The following is a 19043-nucleotide window of genomic DNA, read 5'->3' as shown; positions in this document are numbered from 1 at the left end:
CGCGCGCTCCCTCGGCAGACGGTGTGCCGGCTCCCCCGGTGCCCGCATCCTTCCCGCCCGTCCGCCCCTCCAGTGCTGCGCCCGCGGTGCGGTGTGCGGGGTCGCCCGGCTGGTGGGGGCGGTGGTCGCGGGAGGGGCGGGCGGGGCGGGCGGGGTGCGGGCGGGGCGGGCGGGGTGCGGCGGGTTCAGTAGGGGGGCGTCATGCGGTGGCGGTCCGTCGGGGCGGCGGCGGGGGTGGCGCCGGACAGGGCGTGCAGGGCCGCGCCGGCCTGGGCCTCGCCCTCCCCGTACTGGTGGGCGCGGGCGGTGCGGACGGCGGCGGCGAGTTGGAGCTGTGCCTCCTGCGGGCGGCCCAGGGCGGCCAGCGCCCGGCCGTAGAGGGTCTGCAGGACGACCCGGCGGGTGACCGGGAAGGGCGGTTCGGCGACGGCCAGCCCGCGGGCGGCGTGGTGGGCGGCCTCCTCGGGGGCGTCGGTGGCCAGGCACTCGGCGGCCAGGTGCTGGCGGGCGAGGGCGACGAGGTCGGCGCGGGCGGCCTGTTCGGCCAGGGCCAGGGCCTGGGTCAGCAGGGTGCGGACCCGGGTGCGGTCGTCGTGGCCGCCGTGGCGGGCGAGGGCGACGGCGAGGTTGACCAGGGCGACGGCCTGGGCGGCGGTGTCGCCCGCCCGGGCGGCGAGGTCGGGGGCGCGTTCCAGGTGGACGAGGGCCTGGTCGGGGCGGCCTTCCTCCAGCAGGACCCAGCCCAGCAGGGCCCGGGCGCGGGACTGGGCGCCGGGGTCGCGGTCGGCTTCGGCGGCGGCCAGGCCGTGTTCGAGCAGCGGGGCCCAGTCGTCGCCGACCTGCCAGACGATCAGCGGCCACTGGAGCAGGACCAGGCGCCAGGCGCGGTCGTGGAGCCCGGCGGCGACGGCCGCCTCGACGGCGCCGCACAGGGTGTCGCGTTCGGCGGCGTACCAGGCGAGGGCGCTCGCGCGGTCGGGGAAGGGGCGGACCTCCGCGGGGCGGCGGGTGCCGGGCGGCAGGGCGCAGCAGGGTTCGCTGCCGGGTTCGGCGGCGGCGCAGGCGGTGAGGAGGGTGTTGAGGAGGTGGTCGAGGAGGCGGGGCAGGACGTCGGGGTCGGTGTCGCCGGGCAGGCTGCGGGCGTAGAGGCGGACGAGGTCGTGGAGGGTGTAGGCGTCGCGGCCGATCTGGACGATCAGGTGGGCGGTGGCGAGTTGGGTCAGGGCGTCGGCGGCTTCCTCGGGGCGGCAGCCGGCCAGGGCGGCGGCGGTGCGGCTGTCGAGGGTGGTGCCGGTGTGGGTGCCGAGGCGGTGGAGGGTGCGGCGGGCGGGTTCGCTGAGGTGTTGGACGGTCAGGGCGAGGGCGGCGGCGACGCTGGTGTCCTCGACGTGGAGGAGGTCCAGGCGGTCCTGTTCGTCGGCGAGTTCGTCGGCGAGGGCGGCCAGGGTGCGGGCGGGGCCGGTGGCGAGGCGGGCGGCGGCCAGGCGCAGGGCGAGGGGCAGGCCGTCGCACAGGCGGGCGAGGCGGGTGGCGGCCTGGGGTTCGGCGGCGACGGGGTCGGGGCCGAGGGTGGCGGCGAGGAGGGTGACGGCCTGGGGGGAGGAGAGTTCGGCGAGCGGGACGGGGCGGGCGGCGTCGGTGGCGACCAGGCCGCCGAGGCGGTCGCGGCTGGTGACGAGGGTGACGCAGTCGTCGCCGTCGGGCAGCAGGGGGCGGACCTGGTCGGAGCGGCGGGCGTTGTCCAGGACGATCAGCATCCGGCGGGTGGCGGTCAGTTCGCGGTAGCGGGCGGTCATCGCCTCGGGGGTGGCGGGCATCCGTTCGGCGGGCAGGCCGAGGGCGAGGAGCAGTTCGCGCAGGACGGCGGCGGTGTCGCGTTCGGGCAGCGGGCTGTGGCCGCAGAGGTCGACGAAGAGGCGGCCGTCGGGGAAGTCCTGGCGGTGGTGGTGGGCCCAGTGGACGGCGAGGGCGGTCTTGCCGATGCCGGCGCCGCCGGTGAGGACGGCGATGGCGCCGGGGGTGTCGGTGGCGCGGTCGAGGGCGGCGAGTTCGTCCTGGCGGCCGGTGAAGCCGCGCGGGCGGCGGGGGAAGGGCCAGGGGGCGGGCTGGGTGGGGGCGAGGGGCGGGGCGGGCGGGGTGGGGGGTCGCCCGGGGGTGGGGGGTGCGGGGGGCATCCGGTCGTACTGCTCCTGGTCGCTGGGGAGGCGGGCGGGCGGCACCCGGTCGGGGCGGTGGGCCGGGGTGGCGGGGCGCGGGGAGGGGTCGGTGCGCGGGAACGGGCCGGTGCGCGGCGGGGCGTCGGTGCGCAGCAGGCGGTCGTAGGCCTCGGTGAGTTCCGGTCCGGGGTCGATGCCGAGTTCCCCGGCCAGGGCGTGGCGGGTGCGGTGGAACCAGTCCAGGGCCTCCGAGCGGCGGCCGGCGCGGCCGAGGGCGTGGATGAGCTCGGCGACCAGGGGTTCGCGCAGCGGGTTCGCGGAGGCCTCGACGTGCAGCAGGCCGGCGGCGGCGGCGTGGTCGCCGAGCCTGCTGTGGGCGCGGGCCAGTTCCTCGGCGGCGCTCAGCCTCTGTTCTTCCAGGGCGCGGGCGGCGCAGCGCAGCGGCAGGCCGGCGGTGGTGCCGGTGAGGGCGGGGCCGCGCCACAGGGCGAGTGCTTCGCGCAGGGCGGTGGCGGCCTGTCCGGCGTCGGGCAGGTGGCGGGCGTGGGCCACGAGGTGTTCGAAGCGGGTGGCGTCCACCGCGAGGTCGGGGGTGCGCAGCAGGTAGGCGCCGTTGTCGGTGACGAGTTCGATGCCGGCGTCGTGGGCGTCGTGGGCGGTGAGCAGGGCGCGCAGGGCGGAGACGTGGTTGTGGATGACGGTGCGTGAGTGGCGGGGCGGTTCCTCGTCCCAGAGGGTCTCGGTGAGCCGTTCGACGGTGACCGGTGCTCCGGGGTTGAGCAGCAGCATGGCGAGCAGGCTGCGGCGTTTGGCCGATCCGGCCGCGAGTTCCCGGCCGTTCTCGGCCACGACGGCCACCGTTCCCAGCAGTCGGAACTTCACGCACCCCCCAGGTGGAATATGACGAGCATCGAAAATAGGCGATCTGACGGTTTCAGGGTCTGGCAGTCGAGGTCTGGCAGTCGGGGTCCGACGGTCTCGGTGCGTCGTACGGGCGGCGGGGCCGGGGTACGGCCCCGCCGCCGGTCGCGCGCTACCCGGCGACGGCGTCGTCCATGGTCTGCTGCCAGTAGGTGACCTTGAGCGAGTCGTCGATGTACAGACCCTTCGGGGGCATCGCGGGGTTGCTTCCCGTTCCGACGCTCTCGTTGCCGGAGGGGCCGTGGAAGTAGACGGTCAGTGTGGTCTCGGTGTGGCCGTGCGCGGCGCTGCCGTCGGTGGCGGAGAGGTTCACGGCGGCGTAGCCGGCCTGGCCGGGCATGAGGGTGACGACGGCCTGCGGCTTGGAGTCCTCGATGACCGGCGGCACGGACTGGGCCTCGCCGAAGCGCACGGCCGGGTAGCCGTAGAGGTGGCAGGGGGCGCTGCCGGTGTTGGTGACGGTGAGCAGGAGGTGGTTGAGCGGGCGGGCCAGCGGGGCGGCGACGGTCTTGGTGGTGGAGCCTTCGCAGGTGACGGCCTTGGCGGCGGCCGGGGGCTGCGGGGCGGGGGCCTTCGCGGTGGGCTTGGCGGTGGTGGGGGCGGGGACGGGGGCGGGCTTGGCGCCGGTGGTGGTTCCGGTGGTTCCGGTGCTGGTGCCGGTGCTGGTGCCGGTGCCGGTGCTGGTGCCGGTGGTTTCGGTGGTGGCGGGTGCGGGGGCGGGGGCGGCCGTCGCCGGGGCGGTCGCGGCGGGGGCCGGGGTGTTCGCGGTCGTCGTCCTGCCGCCCGCGTCCGCCGCGTCGTCGTTGCAGGCGCTCAGTGTGAGTGCGGCGATCGCCACGCTCGCGGCGGCGGTCAGGAGGCGGGTGCGGGCGGTGCGGGCGGTGCGGATGCCGGACATGTGGCCGTGGCCCCTTCGGTGTTCGGGTGGGTGTGCTGCTCGGTGACCGGATCCTGCTCGGCGATCCGTCCCGGCCGCCACGGTCAACGGACCGTCAGGGACGGTGGGACACTGGGACGGGCTCTGAGCAGGGGGGATGCCGGGGCCCTGGAACGTGTGGATGAGACGTGGGGGATGTGCGATGGAACAGTCGCAGACGACGGGGAGCCCGGCGGGGGACGCTCTCGCGGCCCTGCTGGGGGAACTCAAGGAGCGTTCGGGGCTCAGTTACGGGGCGCTGGCCAAGCGCCTGCACCTGAGCACCTCGACGCTGCACCGCTACTGCAACGGCACGGTGGTGCCCACCGAGTTCGCGCCGCTGGACCGGCTGGCGCGGGCCTGCCGGGCGACGCCGCAGGAGATGACGGAGCTGCACCGGCGCTGGATCCTGGCGGACGGGACGCGCCGGGGGCGGGCGGAGGCGGTCTCCGGGCCGGAGTCGGGGGCGGCGGTGGGGGTGACACCGGTGCCGGATGTGGTGCCGGTGCCGGTCCCGGATGTGATGCCGGTGCCGGATTCGGCGCCGGCCGTGGACGAGGAGGACGAGCCGGTCGCCGTCGGCGTGGTGCCCGAGACGGCGGCGCCCGGGCGGGGCCGGCGCGGCCTGCTGGTGGCCGCCGTCGCGACGGCGGCCGTGCTGGGGGCGGTGGCGCTCAGTCTGGCGCCGTTCGGCGGGGCCAAGGGCGGGGGCCGGGCCGACGGCCCGCCGTCGGCCGGCGGCGCCGCGCCGGTCACCACCGGCACCGAGCAGCCGGACGCCGGACAGCCGGACGCCGCCGGGCCCGCCACGGCGGAGGCCTCCTCCCCCGCCCCGGGCGGGGAGAGCGGCGCGCCCTCCCCCTCCGCCTCCGGCTCCCCCGCCCCCGCTCCGGACGGCGCCGCCCCGACGACTGCCGCCGCCTCCCCCTCTCCCGGCGCCACCGCCTCCCCCACCGCCGACCCGCTGAAGGTCGCGACCCGCTCCTTCGTCTACGACAACCCGTGCTACCAGCACTTCCTGGTCAACAGCCCGCCTCAGCAGGTCGGCCCGCCCGCCGGTGAGCAGGACGCGCCGCGCTGGGCGGCGGCCTACGGCGCGGTGGCCTCCGGGGAGCAGCGGGTCGCGCTGACCGTCCAGGGCACCGGGAAGGACACGGTCGTCCTGGAGGCGCTGCACGTGCGGGTCCTCACCAAGGGCGCGCCGCTCGCCTGGAACGACTACGTGATGGGGGACGGCTGCGGCGGTGACGTGGAGAGCGCCTCCTTCGACGTCGACCTGGACGCCGGCAGTCCGACGGTCGCCGCGCGGCGCGGGCAGCGCGACTTCCCCCGCAAGGTGAGCGAGTCCGATCCGGAGGTCCTCTACGTCACCGCGCGCACCCGGGCCCACGACGTGCGCTGGGAGCTGGCCCTGGACTGGTCCAGCGGCGGGCGCAAGGGCACGGTGCGGGTCAACGCCAAGGGCACGGCGTTCCGCACCAGCGCGGGCGTGGGGCGGCCGGGCTACTCCTACCCGCCGGGCAGCAGCGAGTGGGGCCGCCGGGAGGGCTGAGCCGGAGCGGAGGAGGCGGCTCCGGGGTCGCCGCGCCCCGTCGGCGCAGCTCACGCGGGGGGTCAGTGGCCGCGGAGCCATCCGCCAGCCACCACAATGGTGCGGACAGTTCTTCGGAAGTACAGAGAAAGCGAAACCTCACCATGGATCTCGGCGTGCGCTGGAAGCTGCACGGTGACGGGCGCACGCCCGCGCCGGGGGCGGTCGTCCGTCCCGACGAACGGCTCTCCTGGCCCCGCACGGTGGGGCTCGGCGCCCAGCACGTGGTGGCGATGTTCGGGGCGAGCTTCGTGGCGCCCGTGCTGATGGGGCTCGACCCGAACCTCGCGATCATGATGTCCGGCGTGTCGACCGTGATCTTCCTGGTGGCCACCAAGGGCCGGGTGCCCAGCTACCTGGGCTGCTCGCTGTCCTTCGTGGGTGTGGCGGCGGTGATCCGGGCGCAGGGCGGCACCAGCGCGACGGTGACCGGCGCGGTGTTCGTGGTGGGTGTGGCGCTGTTCCTGGTGGGTGTGGCGGTCCAGCGGTTCGGGGCGCGGATCATCCACGCCGCGATGCCGCCGATCGTCACCGGTGCGGTGGTCATGCTGATCGGCTTCAACCTGGCGCCGGTGACCGCTTCGACGTACTGGCCGCAGGACCAGTGGACGGCGCTGCTGGTGATGCTGTTCACCGGTCTGGCGGTGGTGTGCCTGCGCGGTTTCTGGTCGCGGGTGGCGATCTTCCTGGGGCTGCTGTTCGGCTACGGGATCTCCTGGCTGTTCGACCGGGTCTTCGGGAAGATCCACTCGGTGGGCGGCAACGGGCAGATGACCGACCACTGGCGCCTGGACCTGTCGGGTGTCGGCAAGGCGGACTGGATCGGCCTGCCGACCTTCCACGGCCCGTCCTTCCAGTGGTCGGCGATCCTGGTGGCGCTGCCGGTGGTGATCGCGCTGGTCGCGGAGAACGCCGGGCACGTCAAGGCGGTCGGCGAGATGACCGGCTCGAACCTGGACGACAAGCTGGGCACCGCGATCTCCGCGGACGGCGTCGGCTCGATGCTCTCCACCGCGGTCGGCGGCCCGCCGAACACGACGTACTCGGAGAACATCGGCGTCATGGCCGCCACCCGGGTCTACTCGACGGCCGCCTACTGGGCCGCGGCCTGCTTCGCGCTGCTGTTCGGCATCTGCCCGAAGTTCGGCGCGATCGTGGCCGCGATCCCGGGCGGGGTGCTCGGCGGGATCACGGTGATCCTCTACGGCATGATCGGCCTGCTGGGCGCGCAGATCTGGATCAAGTCCAAGGTGGACCTGCGCAACCCGCTGAACCTGGTGCCGGCCGCGGCGGGCATCATCATCGGCATCGGCAACGTGACGCTGAAGTTCACCGACACCTTCAGCCTCAGCGGCATCGCGCTGGGCACGCTGGTGGTCATCACCGGCTACCACACGCTGCGGGCGCTGGCCCCGGCGCACCTCAAGACGCAGGAGCCGCTGCTGGACGAGGGCACCTCCTCGTACGACGAGGACGCCGAGGGCGCCGCGGGCTCCGGGGGCTCCGGCGGTGCCGCGGGCTCCAGGGGCTCCGGGGGCGCTTCGGACGGCGGGGAGCCGCGCAGGCCGTAACGGACGGGGCCCGGTCCGGGTTCAGGTCGCAGGGGCGGCCGGCGGAAGTGTCCGAAAAGGATCTTCCACCGGCCGCTCCGTCTTCCCCGGACGGGCCGGTTGGTGGTCGAATCACTGCTCGCTCCACTGCTCACCCGTATCGGCCACTCATCCCCCTGGGAGAGGCATGTCCCTTCTGACCCCCCGCCGCAAGGCCGCCGCCGTCGTCGCCCTCGGCACCTTCGCGCTCACCTGCGCCGGGGTGACGCCCAGCAGCGCGGCCGGCCAGGTCCTGTGGACGCCGAGCACCAGCACGGGCCCGTCCTCGTTCAAGGCCGTCCAGTGCGCGGCCGGCAACTTCGGCGTCGTCAAGGACGCCGTCAAGGGCAACGTGTGGCGGGCCTTCCAGGCCGCCGGGGAGGAGCGCTGCGAGACGCTCAGCCCGGACCTGAAGGAGGGCGACACCTTCTACCTGGGCTGGTCGTCCAAGGTGGACGTCAAGGACACCAACAGCCGGTACGTGTTCCAGCTGAAGTGCTCGCCGAGCACCGACACGGCCAACCACCCGATCGAGATCGACATCACCAACGGGCGGGTGCGCCTCCAGGAGTGGGACATCGACCACGTGTCGCGCTCCCTGTGGACGGCGCAGACCACGAACAACACGTGGCACTCGTACGCGCTGAAGATCCGTCTGGGGCGCACCGACGGCACCATCGACTTCTGGTTCGACGGCGTGAAGCAGACGTTCACGACGGGCTCGGGCACCTTCACCGGCACCACCTGGGACGGCGACCGCAACTACCTCAAGTGGGGCTCCTACCACCAGTCCACGGCGGACGCGACGAACACCTTCACCAGCCCGGTGATGGCCACGACGCTGGAGGCGGCCACCGCGGGCTCGTAGCGGGGCGGGCGGCCGACGGGCTCAGTCCGTGATGCCGGAGATCGCCAGCGGCAGGTGGCGGGGCCCGCGCAGGATCGGGCTGCGGCGGTACACGGGCGGGTCCTGGAGCAGGCGGGGGCCGTCGAGGCGGCGGGCGAGCGCGGTGAGGGCGATCTGCCCCTCGACCCTGGCGAGCGGCGCTCCGAAGCAGCTGTGCACGCCGCCGCCGAAGCCGAGGTGCTGGTTGTCCCGCCGGGCCGGGTCGAAGCGGTCCGGGTCGCGGAAGCGCAGCGGGTCCCGGTTGCCGGAGGCGAGCACCAGGACCAGCGGCGCGCCCTTGGGGACGGTGACGCCGGCGACCTCGACGTCGGTCAGCGCGGTGCGCTGCGGCAGCAGCTGGACCGGGGGCTCGTAGCGCAGCACCTCCTCCACCACGCCGGGCATCGACCCGGGCCGTTCGCGCACCAGCCGGAGGGCTTCGGGGTGGCGCAGCAGGGTGAGCACGCTGTTGGTGATCAGGTTGACGGTCGTCTCGTGCCCGGCGATGAGCAGCAGGACGGCGGTGGCCATCAGCTCCGGCCGGGTGAAGCCGCCGTCCGGGCCGGGGTCGTTGACGAAGGCGGAGAGCAGGTCGTCGGAGGGCTTGCCGCGGCGGTCCTCGGCGAGTTCGCCGAGGTACAGCCCCATCTCCGTGCGGGCCTGGAGGGCCACGCGCTGCCGCTCGGCCGGGTCGGCGCCGGGGGTGGGGTCGAAGCCCTCGATCAGGGTCTGGGTCCAGGCGTGGAAGCGCGGTTCGTCCTCGCGCGGCACCCCGAGCAGCCGGCAGATCACCGTGACGGGCAGCGGGTAGGCGAAGTCCTCGACGAGGTCGATCCGGTCGCGGCCGCGCAGCCCGTCGATCAGCTCCCCGGCGATCGTGGTGATCTCCTCGCGCATGGCGTCGATCCGGCCGGGCGTGTGGGGCGGGCCGAAGGGGCGCATGGCGATGTCGCGCAGCCGTTCGTGCTCGGGGTCGTCCCGGCCGATGAAGGCGATGGGGACGCCCTGCACCTCGTCCGGGACGGTGCGGTTGCGGCGGTCGGAGCTGATCCGCGGGTCGTGGAGCAGCGCGGCGATCTCGTGGTAGGTGCCGACGAGGTAGCCGCCGTCGTCCTGGCGGGCCACGCCGCCGTGCGCGCGCAGTTCGGCGTAGAGGGGGTAGGGGTCGGCGCGGTTGGCGTAGTCGGTGATCCGGCGGAACAGGGTGCCGGGGGCCTCGGGAGTTTCGGGGATGTCGGGGGTTTCGGCGGGACCGGGGCTGGTGCCGGGGGTGTCGGCGGCGGTCATGGCGGGCTCCTCGGGGGTCGCGGCGGCGGTGGTCCGCGGGGCGGGCGGTGCTCAGCCGCCCCAGCGCCGCAGGGTCAGCCGGCGGTCGGGCAGGTGGCCGGTGAGCGCGACGGTGGGGCCGTGCGAGAGCACCTTCGGGTCGGGCACGTCGGACGGGACGGGGGTGCGGGAGGCCGGCCGTTCCACGCCGTCCCAGTCGGGCGGGAACGGGGCGGCGCTCTCGATCAGCCCCTGGTAGTGCTCCAGCCACTTGGCCCGGTTCACGCTCACGGCGGCCGTGATCCGGCCCCGGTAGCCGTAGACCGCGACGAACCGCCGCTCCCGCGGCGAACCCTGGGCGATCGTCACCTGGTCGGAGAAGGTCGGCACGCCGACGGACTTGATGTTGAGGCCGAACTGGCTGGACCAGAAGGCGGGCACGCTCAGGTGCGGCAGCCGCCGCGGCCCCGGGTTGACCATGTTGTGCGCCGCCACGGCGGCCTGCGCGACGGCGTTGCCCCAGTGTTCGAGGGAGAGCAGCTGGTACTCGAAGAGGGGGTGCGGGAAGCGGGCGACGTCGCCCGCGACGAAGACGTCGTCGGTGACGATCCCGTACATGTCGAAGGCGCGGCAGCCCGCGTCGCAGGCGATGCCGCGCGGACCGGCGGCGAGCCCGGAGTCGGCCAGCCACTCGGTGTTGCGCACGGCCCCCAGGGCGACCACGGCGACGTCCGCCTCGATCCGGCTGCCGTCGGAGAGCTCGGCGCCGGTGAGCCGGCCCTGCCGGCCGGCGAGCGCGGTGACGGTCACCCCGCAGCGCAGGTCGACCCCGGCGGCGCGCTGGACGTCGGCCGCGAAGGCCCCGAAGGCCCCGCCGAGGGCGCCCACCAGCGGGGCGGGGCCGCGTTCCGCGACCGTCACCGCCAGGCCGCGCTCCCGGCAGGCGGAGGCGATCTCGGAGCCGGTGAATCCGGCACCGATCACCAGCACCCGCCGAGGGCCGGCCGCCAGCCGCTCGGCCAGCCCGGCCGCGTCGCCGACGGTGCGCAGGGTGAACACCCCGTCGAGGGCGGCCTGCGCGGGGTCCGGCCAGGGCCTGGCCCGGGTGCCCGTCGCGATGAGCAGCCGGTCGTAGGGCAGCCGTTCGCCGTTCGCGAGCAGCACCTGCCCGGCCGCCCCGTCCAGGCCGCTCGCGCGGACGCCGAGCCGCCAGTCGGCGTCCACCTCGCGGCGGCGCGGCAGCGCGGTCTCCTCGGCGCGCACCCGCCCGAGCAGCACCTGCTTGGACAGCGGCGGGCGGTCGTACGGGGGCAGGCGCTCCTCGCCGACCATGGTCAGCCGCCCGTCGAAGCCCTCGTCGCGCAGCGTCTCCGCGGCGCGCAGACCGGCGAGCGAGGCGCCGACGACGACGATCCGGCCGCTGCGGAGGTCAGCGCACACCGGGGCGGCCCTCCGCGCCGGGGTCCGCGGCCCTGGCCTCGGGGCGATCCTCGGGGCGGTCCTCGACGCCGTCCTCGACCAGGATCGCCTGCACCGGGCACGCCGCGGCGGCCCGCAGGACGCGCTCGCGCTGGTCGGCGGGGGGCTGCGGGGTGTACATCAGGGCCTCCTCGCCGTGCAGCTCGAACACCTGGGGCGCGAGGAACGCGCACTGCGCGTAGCCCTGACAGCGGTTGAGGTCGACGACGATCTTCACGGTCCCTCCTCCCGGCCGGTGCGTATCCGTCCTACCGCCACCGCCCCGGCCCCGCGCCCGGGGGTGCTCCGCGGGAGGGGTTGCGGAGAGTGGCCGTCGCGGGCGGGAGCCTGCCGGGCCCGCCCGGAGCGGGGGGTCAGGACTTGACGATGGCGAGGTACTTCGCGGCGTCGGCGAGGGTGGCGACGGTGACGCCGCCGACCGTGTGCGGGGGCGTCTTGGGATCGGCCTGCTTCTTGATCGCCCAGCCGGAGAAGCCGTCCCAGTCGTTCTCCAGGGCCTTGATGAACGGGCGGTTGCCGACCGTGCCCGTCCAGCCGTCGGTGACGAGGCTCTGGATCCCGCTGAAGCGGGCGGCCTCGCTGGCGTCCTGGATGAGGACGAGAAGCGCGTTGCAGGCCTTCGGGACGTCCAGCTTCGGAGGCGTCCCGGTGGTGGGGGCGGCGAGGTCGATGACGGACTGGTTGACCTTGTCCCGGCTGAGGGAGACGGTGTCGCGCTTGACCGTGCCCTTGTTCTCCAGGGTGACGTAGCCGCCGTCGAAGCCGGTGGGGACGGTGGTGGTGTTGGGGGTGGGCTTGTAGACGGGCGTGGGGGTGTCGGTGAGCGCGTAGAAGGTGTCGGTGGCCGGCAGGTACCAGCCGACGACGTACAGGTTGCTGGCCCGGATGACGAGGTCCACCCGGGCGCCCGTCCCGGCGGTCAGGTGCAGGGGGAACAGGTCGTTCACGGCCGTCGGCCGGGTGCGGTAGATGCCCTGGTAGAACACCTGCCCGTCGGTGGCGCGCAGGCGCAGGGCCTGGACGAAGTCCCGGTACGCGCCGGTACCGGCGGTGCCGGTGTTGAGGACGGGGTCCGGGTAGGCGGCGAGCGGCGCCGCGCGGACGGCTTGGGGGGCTTGGGCGGCTTGGGCGGCGGCCGAGGTGACGGCGCCGGAGGTGGCGAGGGCGGCGGTGAGCGCGAGGGCGAGCAGGCGCGGGATCTGACGGGGCATGGCGGTCTCCTCGTTGGCGCGGAGGGAGCCGTACGGGCCGGGCTGCCGGGAGTCACCAGCACGCACGGCTGGGCCCCACCATCCAGGCACGAGCGGCGCGCGGCCCACCAACGGGGGGCCGCCGTTCGAAGTCGGTTCGCAGGTGAATGGCCCAGTCCGGGCGCCCCCGGGTGGCCGGAGCCGGGCGGGCGGGGTAGGCGTCGGCGCCGCCGTACGACGCCCCCCCTTCGACCAAGCCCGCCTGGTGCTCGCCGACGATGACGGCAGCGTCTGCGGTGGCCGAGCCGGTCAGCGGCAGCCGGTGCCGAGGCCATGATCATCGCGGCGCACGGTGAGGTGTGCGGCCGGGGCGACGGTCGCGCGCGTCCCCGGCGTCCCGGCCCGGCCGGGACCACCGCAACCAGTCGGTCCGTGCAAGTCGTTGCCGGCACCTGACTGTCGCGGGCTGGGCAGGGGCAGTGCCCGGCGACCGTGGTCACCGGTCCTGCTGGAGCTTCAGCAGGTCGTTGAACAAGCCTGGTGCCGTGGAGAGTTCCTCCCACGAACCGTCCTGCACGACGCGCCCGTGCCGGAGCACGATGATCCGGTCGGCCATCCGGGCGCTCGCGAGCCGGTGGGTGACGACCAGTGCGGTTCTGCCCGCCGCGAGATCGCGCAGCCGGGTGAACACGGCGTGCTCGGCACGGGCGTCCATGGCTGCGGTCGGTTCGTCCAGGACGAGCACCGGGGCGTCGCGGTGGAAGGCCCGGGCGACGGCGAGGCGTTGCCACCCGCCGCCGGAGAGGTTGTGCCCGCCCCACCAGGAGCGGGCGAGGGAGGTGTCCAGGCCGTGCGGGAGCCGCTCGATCACCTCGGCGGCGCCGGCCGCCTCGGCCGCCGCGAGGACCTGCGCGTCGGTGCTCCGCCGGCCGAGGGTGATGTTCTCCCGCGCGGCCAGCGGCCAGCGGGTGTAGTCCTGCGGGACGACGGCGACCCGGTCGAACACGCACGCGGGGTCGGTCTCGGCGAGGTCCTGGCCGTCCCAGGCGACGGTGCCCGAGGTCGGCAGGTACAGGCCGGTGAGGAGCTTGGCCAAGGTGGTCTTCCCGGAGCCGTTCTCGCCGATCAGGGCCACCATCTGGCCGTGGCAGAGGGTGAGGTCGATGCCGTCGAGAGCGGGGCGGCCGGTGCCGGGGTAAGTGAATCGGACACCGGTTGCGGTGATCGCCTTCGGGGCGGTGGCGATCCGGGCGGTGCCCCGCCGGTTCGCCCAGGAGCCGGCCAGTCGCAGGAAACCGGTCCAGTCGTCCAGGGCCAGGCAGGTGCGGAACAGCCCGGCTCCGGCGGCGAGCAGACCGGCGGAGGCGGCGGAGGCGGTGCGCAGGGCGAGGGCGGCGGCTGTGGCGGCAGCCGGGTCGGTGCGGCCGGTGGCGGCGAGCCACAGCAGGACGAGCCAGGTGGTCAGGGTGGCGGCGGCGGTGAGGGCGTCGCCGGCGCCCCGGGTGAGGAGCGCGCGGCGGGCGCCGGTGAGCTGCTCGGTCTCCAGCCGGGCGGACACGGTGCGGTACTGCTCGGTGAGGTAGGCGCCCATGGTGTTGGCGCGGATCTCGTCGGCGGTGTTGCGGTCGGTGGCGTAGGAGCGGAAGACGCCGCGCAGCCGGACGTCGGCGAGGGTGCGGTGGTGCGCGGCATGCTCGATGCGGGCGGCGCGGACCGCGCCCCAGGCTGCGGGCAGCGCGGCGGCGAGCAGCAGCGGCAGGAGTGCGGCGTGCAGGTAGGCGAGGAACGCCGCGCCGGCGGCGAGGCGGGCCGCCGCGGCGGTGAGCCGCTGCGCGTCGGTGATCAGGTCACGGGTGCGCTCGGTGCCGTCCGCCGCGGCCTCGTAGGCGTTCGAGAAGTCCGGGTCCTCGTAGGCGATCAGCTCGGCGCGGGTGGCGGCGGTGATCACCTGGAGGTCGGCTTCGCGGACGACCTTCGGGGCGAGACGGGCGGCTGCGGCCTGGGCGGTGGCGTCCGCGAGGTAGCGCCCGCCGACGGCGGCGCCGAGCAGGGCCAGCGGCCAGAGGTGGCCGGTCAGTGCGGCGCGCACGTCACCGGCGGCGAACAGGGCGGACAGCAGGCGGGTGGTCGCGCCGAGCGCGGTGGCGGTCAGGGCCGCCGTCACGAGCTGCGCGGTGAGCAGCAGCAGGACGGCGGGGCGGTCGGTGCGCCAGCCCAGGGCCAGCGCCGCGCGCAGGGCGGCCGGGAGGCGGCGGGCGATGCCGGCGGCGCTGACGGTGTACCCGGCGTCGTCGTGGCGGTCGGCCTCCGGCACCATGTGCGGGACCTGGCCGGCCGGGGCCGGTGGGAGGGCGGGAGCGGTCACGCGCCCATCAGGGACCGGATCGCACCGGATGGGCAACCGGATTCCCCGACATGCCGGGGAATCTTCCGAGTTCAGCGCTCATGTGCGTCAACTCCGATATGCGCGGTTCACCTGTTCGGGGAAGCGCGCGACGGGCGTCCACGGCCGGTCGCACGCGTCCCCGGTGTCCCGGCCCGCCGCGCCGCCGGGGACCTCGGACCAGGCGTGCGCGGCGTCGGGCAGGTGCCGGGCACCGTAGACCAGATCGGCCCGGCGCCCGGCCAGCGCGCAGGCCAGCACGGTGGCCAGCCCCACCTCCGTGCACGCGATGCGGCCCGGCCACCACCGGGGCGCCACTGCGAGGACCGCGTCGTGCAGTTCGGCCAGCACCGTGGGGTCCGCGTACCGAAGGTGCCCCAGCGGCCGGAGTGCCAGCACGCGGTGGCGCAGTGGAAGGCGATGCAGCACCAGCGAGCCGGCCAGCGCCAGGGCAGCCAAGAGCCGGGCACCCGGCCGGACCGGGGACCGGGCGATGGGGGCCATCACCGTCATCGCGAACCTCCGGTGCGGCGCCACCACCGCCGTCGGGGCGGCGGTGTGCTCGGGTCGGTGAACAGGCCCCGCTCGACCATGCCGGAGATGGCGGCGGCGATCCGCTGCCGGACGACGGCCGGGTCCGCGCCGAGCTCGATGGCGATCTCGTCCGCGAGCCCTTCGACGCCGCCTCGGTGCACGATCGCCTGCCAGATCCGGGAGGCCGCCGGGTTGAGCATCACCCAGTTCCCGGTCCGGATGTCCAGGATCGCCGTCCGGCCGCCGATGGTGGCGTGCCGCACGTGCGGCGCGGCGCTCAGCACGTCGCCGCCGACGGCACCGAAGCAGCCACCGGGCCGTGCAGCCACTTGCACACCGCGACCAGATGGTGGAGGTCTGCGATCGGGTCGGCGGTAAGCCCGGCCGCGGCGTCGGCGAGCGCGGAACGCACCGACCCCGGGTCGACCAGTCCGGACGTCACCAAGGCGCTGTGGGTCACCAGTTCCTCCAGCGCGCGGCGATGGCGGGCCAGGCCTTCGATGCGCTGAGCCGTGAACGAGCCCTTCGAGCGGCGCCCGACCAGCCAGTCCGGCAGGTCCAGCGCGGCGGCGAGCACCGGCTTGTAGGTGTAGGTGCCCCGGCGGCGGTACGCGGGGATCGCGAACGCGGCGCGCACCACCTGGTTGTCGAGGAAGGGATGCGCAGGCCGGACACCGATCGCCTCGTACAGCGGGGCGCCGGCGCGGGCATCGTCCCCGACCGCCCACAGCGCCGACCACTGGTCCACCTCGTCGGCGAACCCGTCGAACAGCGGCTCGCTCCAGGCGCCGTCCAGCAGACGGGCGACGGAGTGCCGTCCGAGGGTGGTCAGCCACCCTGCGCCCGGGCCCAGCCGGCACCACGCCCACCCCGCGGTCGACGGAACGAGCCTTCCCGCCCGCAGCCGCCGGGCCGTCACCACCGCGGCCCGGGACGGCGAGGTGGTGGCGGCCTGCTTGATCGACCGCCAGTACGGGCCGGGCGCGACGTTGCGCAGCCGAGCGAAGTCGTGCGCCGCCCTCCGGGCTTCGCCGGGCCGGCGGCGCTGGACCTGGCCGACCCAGCACGCCGCCGAGGAGTCCAGCACCACGTCCCCGCCGTGCCCGGTCAGGTGCAGGGGCAGGCCGGCCACGGGCTCCAGGTAGCAGCGGTCCATCCCCAGGTTCACCACGGCCGCGGCGGGCTCGACGGTGGGTGGCGCGCCGCCGAGGCCGAACGGCAGCTCGCCCACCCCGCCCCGGGCGGTGGTGTGCCGCACCCCGGTGTGGGCTGCCATCCTCGCGGCGAAGTGGGCGTCCTCCGCGCTGGTCAGGGCGTCGGTGTAAGTGACCGCGTGCACCGGGCCCGCCTCGGCTGCCAGCATCACGACCGCCGACGAGTCCAATCCCCCGGACAGGTCCGCCCCGACCATCCCGCCCGCGAGCCGCGTCCTGCGCCGCACTGCCACCCGCAGCGCCTCGCCGAGCCGCGCGGCTCCGGCCACCAGGTCCTCCTGCGGCTCCACGCCTCGCACGTCGACCAGGTGAACCGCGCTGCGGTCGAGGAGCAGACCCCAGCCGCCTGGCACCCGCCGAACCCCTGCCCAGCGGCTGCGGGTCGGCCAGTGCTGGCCGCCGACCGCCAGGTGCGCGGCCAGCAGTTCCAGGTCCACCGGCGCCCCGATCCGGGTGGCCAGCCGGCCCGGGTCGCTCGCCCACACCACCCCGGCCGCCCCCTCCCGGCCGTGCCACAGCCCCCGGACTCCGGCCAGGTCCCCGCACACGAACCGGCAGCGGCCCACCCGCTCGGCCACCACCCAGTACGAACCCGCCCAGCCCGTCAACTCCGTCCAGCGCCCCGCAGCGACCGCATCCAGCCCGGCACGCAGCTGCGCCGGGTCCGCTCCGCAGTCACCGGCGACCGTCAGCCGTGCCCGGTCGTCGGCGGCCTCGCGCACCGCGACGCCACCGCCGAACACCGCGCGGCCGGACAACCCCGGCCCACCGCCCTCGATCCACTCGATCACAACGCCTCCTCCGCCGAAGACCGCCGCCCTGTACGAACCGGGGTCCGGCGCGGCTTCCCGCCACGCCGGACCCCGGCACTTGCCACCTGCCCCACGACTTCCGCGCGGGACGCCGGCGGCTACTCGAAGTAGTTGTCCTTGTCGGAGTCGTTCGACCGGTTGCGGCCGTTGGTCAGCACGTCGGCCTCGTGCTCGCCGAACTGCGGGTCGAAGTCCTCGCCGATCGGCACGGTCTGCTCCATCGTGATCTCCTTCTGGTGAGTCGACTGCCCGGCGCCCGCCGGCTGACCACCACGACACCGCACGCGGCCGCTGCGACGACAGGCGCGCGACTGCTGCACTCCCGTGCGGACCGGCACCGCGGGACCCGCTGCGAACTGCTGCGTTTTGCTGCGAACAGCCGCTCGAAGAAGCGTGGTTGACGGAGCGGGGCGTACGCTGATGGCCCTGAACTGCACGGCCGCCGAGCAGAGGGGGAACCTCCGGTGCCAGCATCCGGACGACGCCCGAACGACGCCCTGGCCCACTGGGTCACCAACAGCGGGGCAAGCCACGAGAAAGTCGTCCGGGAAGTCGCCAAGGTCGCCCGCGAACACGGCCGCAACGACATCCGGCCCGACCGCTCCCGCGTCCCCCGGTGGATCAAGGGCGAGGAACCACGCGAACCCGTCCCGGAATACCTGGCCACGGCCCTCGGGCGCCTCAGCAGCCCCCAGATCCCCCTCGCACCCGCCGACATCGGCATGACGGGCCGACCGTCCGTCGGCATCGCCTCGTCCTGGTCCGGAGCGGCGGTCGTCGCGGCGATCATCGACACCACCAGGAGCGACGCCATGACCGACGACACCGCCCCCACCCGCGCCCGCCTCCTCGTCGGCCCGGACCTCCTCGCCGCCGTGCAGCCCTGGCTCCACCTGCCGGACGCCGAACTCCCCGCCCCCACCCGCCCGGGGCGCCTCGGCATGTCCGACGTCCAGCGCATCAGGGACACCACCGACGCCTTCCGCACGCTCGACAACGCGCACGGCGGCGGCCTCAGCAGACGAGCCGTCGTCGGCCAACTCCGCGACGTCACCGAACTCGCCAAGCAGGGACGCGTCAGCGACAAGGTCGGGCGTGAACTGTTCGTCGCCGTAGCGGACCTCGCCTCCGTCGCCGGCTGGATGACTCACGACACCGGGCGCCACGCCGAAGCCCAGCACTACCTCCTGCTCGGCCTCCAAGCCGCCAAGGCAGCAGGCGCCCAAGGTGCGGGAATCGCCGGCCACCTCCTCAACTGCCTCGCCCGTCAGGCCAACCACCTGGGCCGCACCGCCGACGCCCTCGACCTCGTCCAGGCCGGGCTGTACGGCACCCGCAAACGACCCGCCGACCGGCTACGTGCCGTCCTGGCCACCCTGGAAGCCCGCTGCCACGCCACCCTCGGCGACCTGCCCGCCGTCGAACGGTCCATCGCGGTCGCCGAACACGCCCTCGACTCCGACACCGAAATCCCCACCTGGGTGGAGTGGTTCGACCGAGCCGAGTACGAGGTCACCGTGGGCGTCTGCGAGCTGATCGCCGCCGAACACGACGCCGACCGGGCACGGCGGGCGATCACCGACATCCAGGCAGGCACCGCACTGCGCCCTGCGGAGCGGACCCGCAGCCGGGCCTTCGACCAGATCGCCCTGGCACGGGCGTACACCCGGGCCCGGGACATCGACGGCGCGGACGGCGCGACCGCGGCTGCCCTACAGCTGTTCGGCCGGGTCAACTCGACCCGCATCACCGACCGCCTCCAGGAACTCGACGGCGAACTCGCGGCCGTACCAGGGTCCAGCGCAGCCCGCTCCGCCCGCGACCGGATCCACTCGGCCACCGCCGGCTGACCGCCGCTGCGGACGGCCGAGAAGTCGTTGGCAACGGCCGGCAGCCGCTCGGGTACCGGCCGACGACGCCCGCGAGCCACCTCTGCGTCGGCGGCGGGGACGTGCCCGTGACCGGTGGTCGCCATGCCGGCGCAGACGGACCAAACCGTCGAAGCGGACCGGTCCGACGTCCCCGGTAGGCCGTGCCCGCCCGGTGGCGAGTCCGGCACGTCAAGACGAGGAGGAACCGCGGGCCCGGACCGCAGTGTGTGCGGTC

15 protein-coding genes are annotated in these 19043 nt (G+C 75.1%); 4 read left to right on the top strand and 11 right to left on the bottom strand.

Annotated elements, in window-relative coordinates:
• Positions 1 to 185: 185 nt before the first annotated feature.
• On the bottom strand, positions 186 to 3038 hold the full coding sequence (locus ACFRAR_RS15580) for a BTAD domain-containing putative transcriptional regulator (protein ID WP_380698586.1): 2853 nt from the start codon (positions 3036 to 3038) through the stop codon (positions 186 to 188).
• A gap of 151 nt (positions 3039 to 3189) precedes the next feature.
• Positions 3190 to 3975 (bottom strand): DUF4232 domain-containing protein, encoded by a 786-nt coding sequence (locus ACFRAR_RS15575; protein WP_380698585.1) that lies wholly within the window; start codon positions 3973 to 3975, stop codon positions 3190 to 3192.
• 181 nt (positions 3976 to 4156) lie between these two features.
• Here ACFRAR_RS15575 and ACFRAR_RS15570 point away from each other — a divergent pair, with 181 nt between their 5' ends.
• From ACFRAR_RS15570 to ACFRAR_RS15560, 3 genes are all read left to right on the top strand, one after another.
• Complete coding sequence (locus ACFRAR_RS15570) at positions 4157 to 5545, top strand: helix-turn-helix domain-containing protein (protein WP_380698584.1); 1389 nt, start codon at positions 4157 to 4159, stop codon at positions 5543 to 5545.
• A gap of 143 nt (positions 5546 to 5688) precedes the next feature.
• The gene (locus tag ACFRAR_RS15565) at positions 5689 to 7155 is read left to right on the top strand and encodes a uracil-xanthine permease family protein (RefSeq protein ID WP_380698583.1); all 1467 of its coding nucleotides are present in this window, start codon (positions 5689 to 5691) and stop codon (positions 7153 to 7155) included.
• Positions 7156 to 7321: 166 nt separating this feature from the next.
• Positions 7322 to 8041 carry a hypothetical protein gene (locus ACFRAR_RS15560; RefSeq protein WP_380698582.1) on the top strand — a complete coding sequence of 240 codons (720 nt, stop codon included), beginning with the start codon at positions 7322 to 7324 and terminating at the stop codon, positions 8039 to 8041.
• Positions 8042 to 8062: 21 nt separating this feature from the next.
• On the opposite strand, the gene ACFRAR_RS15555 is transcribed toward ACFRAR_RS15560, so the two are convergent.
• The 9 genes from ACFRAR_RS15555 to ACFRAR_RS15515 all read right to left on the bottom strand — a co-directional run bounded on the left by ACFRAR_RS15555 (position 8063) and on the right by ACFRAR_RS15515 (position 17158).
• A complete protein-coding gene (locus ACFRAR_RS15555; RefSeq protein WP_380698581.1) occupies positions 8063 to 9346 on the bottom strand; it encodes a cytochrome P450 in 1284 nt (427 codons plus the stop codon).
• 51 nt (positions 9347 to 9397) lie between these two features.
• Complete coding sequence (locus ACFRAR_RS15550; RefSeq protein ID WP_380698580.1) at positions 9398 to 10765, bottom strand: NAD(P)/FAD-dependent oxidoreductase; 1368 nt, start codon at positions 10763 to 10765, stop codon at positions 9398 to 9400.
• Positions 10755 to 11021 (bottom strand): ferredoxin, encoded by a 267-nt coding sequence (locus tag ACFRAR_RS15545; RefSeq protein ID WP_380698579.1) that lies wholly within the window; start codon positions 11019 to 11021, stop codon positions 10755 to 10757. The genes ACFRAR_RS15550 and ACFRAR_RS15545 overlap by 11 nt, the downstream gene beginning before the upstream one ends.
• A gap of 136 nt (positions 11022 to 11157) precedes the next feature.
• Positions 11158 to 12015, bottom strand: coding sequence for a ribosome-inactivating family protein (locus ACFRAR_RS15540; RefSeq protein ID WP_380698578.1), 858 nt, complete (start codon positions 12013 to 12015; stop codon positions 11158 to 11160).
• A gap of 475 nt (positions 12016 to 12490) precedes the next feature.
• Positions 12491 to 14359 carry an ATP-binding cassette domain-containing protein gene (locus ACFRAR_RS15535; RefSeq protein ID WP_380698577.1) on the bottom strand — a complete coding sequence of 623 codons (1869 nt, stop codon included), beginning with the start codon at positions 14357 to 14359 and terminating at the stop codon, positions 12491 to 12493.
• An 87-nt stretch (positions 14360 to 14446) separates the two neighbouring features.
• Positions 14447 to 14890: a lasso peptide biosynthesis B2 protein gene (locus tag ACFRAR_RS15530; RefSeq protein WP_380698576.1), complete on the bottom strand. Its 444-nt coding sequence runs from the start codon at positions 14888 to 14890 to the stop codon at positions 14447 to 14449.
• Positions 14887 to 15240 carry a PqqD family protein gene (locus tag ACFRAR_RS15525; protein ID WP_380698575.1) on the bottom strand — a complete coding sequence of 118 codons (354 nt, stop codon included), beginning with the start codon at positions 15238 to 15240 and terminating at the stop codon, positions 14887 to 14889. The genes ACFRAR_RS15530 and ACFRAR_RS15525 overlap by 4 nt, the downstream gene beginning before the upstream one ends.
• Positions 15189 to 16916, bottom strand: a complete 1728-nt coding sequence (locus ACFRAR_RS15520; protein WP_380698574.1) for an asparagine synthase-related protein — start codon at positions 16914 to 16916, stop codon at positions 15189 to 15191. The genes ACFRAR_RS15525 and ACFRAR_RS15520 overlap by 52 nt, the downstream gene beginning before the upstream one ends.
• 119 nt (positions 16917 to 17035) lie before the next feature.
• Positions 17036 to 17158, bottom strand: a complete 123-nt coding sequence (locus ACFRAR_RS15515) for a hypothetical protein (protein WP_380698573.1) — start codon at positions 17156 to 17158, stop codon at positions 17036 to 17038.
• A 243-nt stretch (positions 17159 to 17401) separates the two neighbouring features.
• Here ACFRAR_RS15515 and ACFRAR_RS15510 point away from each other — a divergent pair, with 243 nt between their 5' ends.
• Positions 17402 to 18787 carry a transcriptional regulator gene (locus ACFRAR_RS15510; RefSeq protein ID WP_380698572.1) on the top strand — a complete coding sequence of 462 codons (1386 nt, stop codon included), beginning with the start codon at positions 17402 to 17404 and terminating at the stop codon, positions 18785 to 18787.
• Positions 18788 to 19043 lie beyond the last annotated feature (256 nt).

It is taken from the genome of Kitasatospora sp. NPDC056651 (assembly GCF_042792155.1).
In the GTDB taxonomy this organism is placed as follows: domain Bacteria; phylum Actinomycetota; class Actinomycetes; order Streptomycetales; family Streptomycetaceae; genus Kitasatospora.
The sequence above is the reverse complement of the archived record's forward strand: the minus strand, read 5'-3'. Positions and strand labels throughout refer to the sequence as shown.